We start from the raw sequence: 6,008 nt of genomic DNA on the forward strand, positions 1-6,008 counted from the left end.
ACCTTGATGTAGGACAGGGTGAACACCGCGTCCTCCGCCGCGACGATCAGGTCGCAGGCCAGCGCCAGCGGGAAGCCCGCCCCGCCCGCCGGCCCCTCGACCGCGGCGATCACCGGCTTGGGGCAGGCGCGCAGGCTGCGGATCATGGCGTGGAAGCTCTCCACCCCCGCCCGCACCGACTCGCGGTCGCCGCCGCGCGCCTCCTTCAGCCATTTCAGGTTTCCGCCGGAGCAGAAGGCCCCTTCCGCGCCGGTCAGCACCACCACCCCGACGGCCGGGTCCGCCGCCGCCGCGTCGAAGGCGGCGCGGGCCGCCTCCATCAGCGCCGGGCCGATCGAGTTGCGGGTGGCCGGGTCGTTGATGGTCAGGCGCAGGACACGGCCGTCCTGCGCGATGTCCAGGCCGGTCTTCTTATCGTTCGTGTTGGTCATCGGGGCGTTCCCTCCGGATTTTCGCTTCCGGGGGCATATTTGAACATTCCCTCGGCGGACGCCAGCAGCGCGCCGTCGCCCTTGCGCCGCACCTCGCCCCGGCAGCCGACGATCTTGCGCCCGCCGCCCAGCAGCGTGCCGCGGGCCACCACCGTGCCCTCCGCAACCGCGCCCAGGAAGCTGGAGGACAGCGACAGCGTGACCACCCGGCGGGAATGGCCGGGCACCGCGCAGTGAGTCGCCGCGAATCCCATGACGGTGTCGAGCAGGGTCATCAGCGCACCGCCGTGCAGGACGCCGCCCCGGTTGCGGTGCTGCGGAGCGATGGTCAGCTCCACCTCCGCCACGCCGTCCTCCCAGCGCACCAGCGTGTAGCCGAGCAGGGTCTGGAAGCCGGAGGCCGGTTCCCCCTTCATCAAGTCGTCCATAAAAGCGCTCTCCAACCCGTCTTCTTGGTTCTGGAGCGCCAGTGTCGCACAATTCCGCCTGTCAGTGCCGCCGCGCCGCCTTCAAAAAACGCTCGCGGTCGCTGGATCCGACACGCATGTCGAACACGTCGCCTTCCCGCTCCATGGTCAGCGGCACGTCGACCCCCGCCGGGCCGAGATTCCACAGGGCCCGGTAGAAGTCGGCCAGCGAACCCACCGGTTGCCCGGCGACGGCGCGCACCACGTCGCCGGCCCGCAGCTCCGCCCGCTGCGCCGGTCCGTCGCCGGCCAGACCGACCAGCACCACCCGCTCCCGCTCGTCCTGCGTCGCGTAGAGGCCGAGCCATGGGCGCGGCGGACCGGCGACTTTTCCGCGGGTCATCAGGTCGTCCAGGATCGGCTTCAGCAGGTCGATAGGCACGTTCATGTTCAGCGGCAGGACGCGCTCCTCCGGCGCCCGGTACTGGAGCTGGAGTGAACCGATGCCCAGCAGTTCGCCCCCCGCCCCCAGCATCGCCGTGCCGCCCCAGTTGGGATGGGCCGGCAGGGTGAACAGGGCGTCGTCGATCATGTATTCCCAGTAGCCGGCGAACTCCTGTCGGGCGACCACCCGCGCGGTGATGGAGCGCTCGCGCCCGCCGGCCCCGGCCACCACCACCGGGTCGCCCAACTGCACATGGCGCGACGAGCCGAGCATCAGCGCCGGCACGCCCAGCGGCGACAGCGCCTGCACCAGCCCGAAGCCGCTGGTGTGGTCATAGGCGACGACATGCGCCTGCACCGCCCGTCCATCGTTGGTGGTCAGCCAGATATCCTCGGCCTCCGCGATCAGATAGCCAATGGTCAGGACCAGCCCGTCCTCGCGGATGACGGCGCCCTGCCCGGCGCGCTCCGTGCCCAGCACGCCGGCGGTGTAGGCGTCTTCAGGAACGCTGGCCCGCAGCCCGACCACGGCGGACAGCGCCCGGTCCAGATCATAGGCCAGATCATCCGGGTCGGGCTGGAATTGCGGCGGAATCCGCCAGTCGTCGGACGGGTTCATCGGCGGCTCCTTTGCGCAGGGGGCGGTATGATCCTCTCCCCTTTCGGCGTGATTCTCTATGACGTTATCTGGGCTCCATGGCCTTATTTGGGAAGTCGAACGCACCTGCTAAGCCCGGCGTTCCTACCCCCCTCCTCCGCGCGTGAAACCAGCGAGCCGCAGTGATGTTGTCCGGGATCGCTTCACCAAGGCGACAACCGAGGGAGGACATGATGGGCCTGTTCGATTTCTTCCGCCGCGATCACGGCGAAAAGGTCGGTGCCGCGGACACTCCGACCGCCGACGAGCTGAAATCCCACCTGACGCAGGTCGGCCTGCCGACCAATGGGCTGGACATCCAGGTCGCCGACGACACGGTGACCGTGCGCGGCAGCGCCGCCTCGCAGGAGGAGAAGGAGAAGATCGCGGTGGCGCTCGGCAACGTGAAGGGCGTGTCGCGGGTGGACGACCAGACCGCCGTCATCGCCAAGGACCAAGGCGCGGGCGGCCCGGACCAGCCGACCGTGCCGCCGACCGAGCAGCCGGCCAGCCAGACGCAGTTCCACACGGTGGAGAAGGGCGACACCCTGTCCGCCATCGCCAAGAAGGTCTACGGCGACCCCAACCGCTACAACGCCATCTTCGAGGCGAACAAGCCGATGCTGAAGGACCCGAACAAGATCTATCCCGGTCAGGTCCTGCGCATCCCGCCGCAGTGACGCGGCACCGTCCCGCGGCGAGGGGAAGCGGCCCCGCCGCGGGATCGGTCCGCAAAGGTGCAGATCGCGCCGGAGTCTCCCGTCATTCCGACCGATCTCGAATTGCTCCGCCCAAGCCGCTCCGGCAGGCTTCCCGCCACTAACCGGCAGGGAGGAGCAGGCTATGAAGATCATCGGATACCCGGACGAACTCATTCCGCGCGTGGCGACGGCCAGCCTGGGGACGTACCGGACCCGGCAGGAATGCGCGGATCTGCTGGCCGGGATGGCTGACGCGGAGAAGGCGTTCAACTCGATCACGTGGCACAAGGTGATGCTGCTCGCCCTCACCAAGCCTGAGCCGTTGGACGAGGACACCATCCACGTCTATGAGAGCGAGGTGGACAACGCCATCGCCCGCGTGTTCCGCAAGATGAAGATGCTCAACACGCTGGCAGCCGCAGCCTCCAAGGATCTCGGCGCCCTGGCGAAGGCGAACCCGAAGGACGCGGTGGCGAAGAAGGCCCTGGCCGCTACCAAGGCGGTGCCGGGCGTCACGGCGAAGCTGGTGAAGGCCCTCGAGGACGCCATTGACAAGGACCACAAGGACATCAAGACCCGCTTGGCCAAGGACGAGGCGGCCCATGAAAAGCAGCGCAAGGCCGCTGCAAAGGCGGCGCAGCAAACCAATGGCGGCCAATTCGTGAACCCCTTCGAAGGCAAGGACATCGACGACATCCTGAAAAGCAGCAAGCTGACGCTTCTGCTGCACGCCTACGCCAAAACGGAGCAAACCGACGAGAACGTCGAGTTCCTGTCGATCACGCGCAAGGGCGTCGACCAGCGGGGCGCGCTGAAACTCTACAACCTGTTCATCGACCCGAACGGCGCGAAAAGCCTGAACATCACGGGCCAGCAGCGCGCCGATTTCTCCAATGGGATCGGCAACGGTGCCTATGTGGGCGTCCTGAAGGACATCCAGACCCATATTCGGATCGTCGTCAGTGGGAACACTCTGACGCGGGCGCAGGCCCTCGATGAGCCGGCCCTGCGCAAGCTCGGCTACAAGTGATGCCAACCGGCGCTGCCCTTCAGGCGACCTTCTTTCAAGGAACCTCCTTCAGGCGGCGCCGGGCCGCCAGCGGGTCAGGCGCGCCGCCAGCCGGTCGAATCCGGCGTCCAGCACCACCGCCAGGGCGGCCACGATCACCGCGCCCTGGATGACGTAGGCCGGGTTGGAGCCGTTCAGCCCGACGATGATCGGCAGGCCGAGGGTCTTCGCCCCGACCGTGGAGGCGATGGCCGCCGTGCCGAGATTGACGACCGCCGCCGTCCGCACCCCGGCCAGGATCACCGGGGCGGCCAGCGGCAGTTCCACCCGCCACAGCAGCGCGCCCGGCCCCATGCCCATGCCGCGCGCCGCCTCGCGCACCGGTTCCGGCACCGATTCCAGGCCGGCCACCGTGTTCTCGACGATGGGCAGCAGCCCATAGAGCGTCAGCGCGATCAGCGCCGGGGCCGGGCCGAAGCCCAGGACGGGGACCGAGACGGCCAGCACCGCCACCGGCGGGAAAGTCTGGCCCATCGCCGCCACCGCGTCGAGGATGCCGCGGAATTCCCGTCCGAAGGGTCGGGTCACCGCGATTCCCGCCGCCCCGCCAAGCAGAACCGCGATCAGGCTCGCCCCGCCGGCCAGAGCCAAATGGTCCAGCGTCAGGGCCAGGAAACCGTCCGCCTCGTACAAGGGCCGGTCGAGCGCCGGGAAGGCTGCGGCAAACAGCGGCTTCAGCGCCGGCATCCCCAGCACCAGCGCCGCCAGGACGAGCAGCCCCAGCGCCAGCCGGTCCGTCAGCAGACTCCGCAGGCGGCTCACGACCGGTCCGGCCCGCGCAGCAGGTCGGCGAGATGGAGCGTGCCCGCCAAGCGTCCCTGCCCGTCCGCCACGGGAAGCCGGTCGGTGCCGCGCGCCACCATCACGGCCAGCGCCTGACGCAGCGACGCCCCCGCCGCCAGCGGATCGCCCGGCACCGCTTCGCCGGGGCGCAGCCGCTCCGCCACCGTCTCCACGGCCAGCCGCTTCAGCCCCCAATCCTCGCGCCCCACCAGATCGCGCACCCGGTCATCGGCGGGGGCGGTCAGGATGTCGCGCGGCGTGCCGGTCTGCACCAGCCGTCCACGGTCCAGAATGGCGATCCGGCTGGCCAGCGCCAGCGCCTCGTCCATGTCGTGGGTGACGAAGACGATGGTGGTCCCGGTCGCCTTGTGGATCGCCGCCATCTCCGCCTGCAAGGTGCCGCGGGTGATCGGGTCGAGCGCGCTGAACGGCTCGTCCATCAGCAGGATGTGCGGCTCTGCCGCCAGCGCGCGGGCGACGCCGACGCGCTGCTGCTGGCCACCGGACAGTTCGTGCGGGTAGGCGCCGCGGTAGCGCTCCGGGTCGAGGTTCAGCAGGGCGAGCAGTTCCGTCACCCGGTCGCGCACCCGCGCCCTGGGCCAGCCGAGCAGGTTCGGCACGGCGGCGATGTTGCGCTCCACCGTCCAGTGCGGGAACAGCCCGACGCTCTGGATCACGTAGCCCATGCGGCGGCGCAGCGTTTCCGGCTTCAGGCGGGCGATGTCCTCGCCCTCCACCCGGATGGTCCCGGCGTCCGGTGCGATCAGCCGGTTCATCATCCGCAGCACCGTGGACTTGCCGGAGCCGGACGGCCCGATCAGCACGCGGAACTCCCCGGCCGCCACGGTCAGCGACAGGTCGTCCACGGCGGTCCAGGCGCCGAACCGCTTGGTCACTCCCTCGAAGGCGATCACGCCGCCGTCCTCCCGAGCCTCGACAGCGCCAGCGCCGAGGCCAGCTTCAGCGCCGCGTCGGCGGCGACCGCCAGCAGGATCACCGGCACCGCCCCCAGCAGCACGAGGTCCAGCGCGTTGGCGAACAGCCCCTGGAACATGATCGCCCCCAGCCCGCCCGCGCCGATCAGCGCCGCCACCGCGGCCAGCCCGACCGCCTGGACCAGGGTAATGCGCAGCCCGGCCAGGAACACCGGCAGGGCCAGCGGCGCCTCGACCCGCCAGAAGACCTGACGCGGCGTCATGCCGATGCCGCGCGCCGCTTCCCGCACCGGCTCCGGCACGCCGGCCAGACCGGCGGCGGTGTTGCGCGCGATGGGCAGCAGCGAATAGAGCGTCAGCGCGATCACCGCCGGCACCGGCCCCACCCCGCCGATGCCCAGCCCCGGAAAGGCCGCGGCCAGCGCCGACAGCGGGGCCAGCAGCAGGCCGAACAGGGCGATGGACGGGATCGTCTGCACAACGTTCAGCACCGGGAAGACCAGCCGCCCCACGGCGGCGGCGCGCTGCGCGGCGATTCCCAGCGGCACACCGATCAGCAGCTGTCTCTTATACACATCTGACGCTGCCGACGATTATACGC

The 6,008-nt window shown here is 70.0% G+C and carries 8 protein-coding genes; 2 read left to right on the plus strand and 6 right to left on the minus strand.

Going from position 1 to position 6,008, the window contains the following annotated elements; genetic code table 11:
• From Q4I23_RS29700 to Q4I23_RS29710, 3 genes are all read right to left on the minus strand, one after another.
• The coding region (locus tag Q4I23_RS29700; protein WP_498528600.1) for an enoyl-CoA hydratase-related protein at window positions 1-431 on the minus strand (431 nt) is incomplete at its 3' end.
• Window positions 428-859: a PaaI family thioesterase gene (locus Q4I23_RS29705; RefSeq protein ID WP_498528601.1), complete on the minus strand. Its 432-nt coding sequence runs from the start codon at window positions 857-859 to the stop codon at window positions 428-430. The genes Q4I23_RS29700 and Q4I23_RS29705, both read right to left, overlap by 4 nt.
• Before the next feature lie 61 nt (window positions 860-920).
• Entirely contained in the window at window positions 921-1,901 is a 981-nt protein-coding gene (locus Q4I23_RS29710) for a S1C family serine protease (RefSeq protein WP_145700505.1), read from the minus strand.
• Between the two features lie 212 nt (window positions 1,902-2,113).
• Between Q4I23_RS29710 and lysM the strand changes: the two genes are divergently transcribed.
• Together lysM and Q4I23_RS29720 are read left to right on the plus strand one after the other, a co-directional pair.
• Window positions 2,114-2,599 carry a peptidoglycan-binding protein LysM gene (lysM, locus tag Q4I23_RS29715; protein WP_498528602.1) on the plus strand — a complete coding sequence of 162 codons (486 nt, stop codon included), beginning with the start codon at window positions 2,114-2,116 and terminating at the stop codon, window positions 2,597-2,599.
• 163 nt (window positions 2,600-2,762) lie between these two features.
• Window positions 2,763-3,650 (plus strand): hypothetical protein, encoded by an 888-nt coding sequence (locus Q4I23_RS29720; RefSeq protein WP_498528603.1) that lies wholly within the window; start codon window positions 2,763-2,765, stop codon window positions 3,648-3,650.
• A gap of 48 nt (window positions 3,651-3,698) precedes the next feature.
• Here the strand turns inward: Q4I23_RS29720 and Q4I23_RS29725 are convergent, their stop codons facing one another.
• Genes Q4I23_RS29725 through Q4I23_RS29735 form a run of 3 tightly spaced genes read right to left on the minus strand, consistent with a single transcriptional unit; the run spans window position 3,699 to window position 5,982 of the window.
• Entirely contained in the window at window positions 3,699-4,451 is a 753-nt protein-coding gene (locus Q4I23_RS29725) for an ABC transporter permease (protein ID WP_454017798.1), read from the minus strand.
• Entirely contained in the window at window positions 4,448-5,386 is a 939-nt protein-coding gene (locus tag Q4I23_RS29730; RefSeq protein WP_498528604.1) for an ABC transporter ATP-binding protein, read from the minus strand. Before Q4I23_RS29730 ends, Q4I23_RS29725 begins: the two co-directional genes overlap by 4 nt.
• Window positions 5,383-5,982, minus strand: a complete 600-nt coding sequence (locus Q4I23_RS29735) for an ABC transporter permease (protein WP_498528605.1) — start codon at window positions 5,980-5,982, stop codon at window positions 5,383-5,385. Before Q4I23_RS29735 ends, Q4I23_RS29730 begins: the two co-directional genes overlap by 4 nt.
• Window positions 5,983-6,008: the final 26 nt, after the last annotated feature.

The organism is Azospirillum sp. UFLA03-27, assembly GCF_059803775.1.

What these genes read in the sequence shown, in the direction of transcription:
- Q4I23_RS29705 (WP_498528601.1), bottom strand. Translation starts at nt 859, where the DNA reads ATGGACGACTTGATGAAGGGGGAACCGGCCTCCGGCTTCCAGACCCTG.
- Q4I23_RS29710 (WP_145700505.1), bottom strand. Translation starts at nt 1,901, where the DNA reads ATGAACCCGTCCGACGACTGGCGGATTCCGCCGCAATTCCAGCCCGAC.
- lysM (WP_498528602.1), top strand. Translation starts at nt 2,114, where the DNA reads ATGGGCCTGTTCGATTTCTTCCGCCGCGATCACGGCGAAAAGGTCGGT.
- Q4I23_RS29720 (WP_498528603.1), top strand. Translation starts at nt 2,763, where the DNA reads ATGAAGATCATCGGATACCCGGACGAACTCATTCCGCGCGTGGCGACG.